We start from the raw sequence: 673 nt of genomic DNA, 5'->3' as shown, positions 1-673 counted from the left end.
GCGTGACCGTGACCCCGACGCCGGCCACGCCAACGGGCATCGCGGCGCAGACCTTCTGCGGCACCCCGACGGTGGCCGCGCTGCCGAGCGGCTACAGCTGGTACGTGGCCTCTTCGGGCGGCGCGGCCCTGGCCTCCACGGTCGCCTTGAGCACGGGCTCGTACTACGCCACGACCACGACCAGCGGCTGCGAGAGCGCCCGCTCGGCGGCCGTGAGCGTGACGATAAACACCCTTCCTGTAGTGACTGTGCCAGAAAACATTGTTGTTAACACTGCTACGGGGCAATGCACCGCTTCGCCATTAAATTTTGTGGCAACTGCAACAGGTTCTCCTACCCCAACCATTGTATACACCGTCGGCACTGTTACTATAGATCCTGCTTCTTACCGATTCGGCATTGGAACCACCACGGTATCTGTAAAAGCTACCAATACATGTGGAACTGATACGGAAACCTTTACCGTGACGGTAACGGACAACATCAAGCCGGTGATTGCCACCAGCGGCAACAAAAACGTAGCCAATGACGCGGCCACCTGCTCGGTAATGGTAGCGGTGTCGGCCACGGCCACGGACAACTGCACGGTGGGCGAACCCACCGGCGTGCGCAGCGACGCACTGGCCCTGAGCGCGGCCTACCCCGTGGGCACGACCACCATCACCTGGAACGT

Annotated in this window: 1 pseudogene; it reads left to right on the top strand. The window is 61.5% G+C overall.

Annotated elements, in window-relative coordinates:
- Positions 1-673: pseudogene (locus tag LJ738_RS21160) on the top strand (hypothetical protein); the annotation flags it as partial.

The organism is Hymenobacter plasmatis, assembly GCF_020711255.1.
Lineage (GTDB): Bacteria > Bacteroidota > Bacteroidia > Cytophagales > Hymenobacteraceae > Hymenobacter.
Note: the sequence above shows the minus strand (reverse complement) of the source record. Positions and strands in the feature narration are given on the sequence as shown.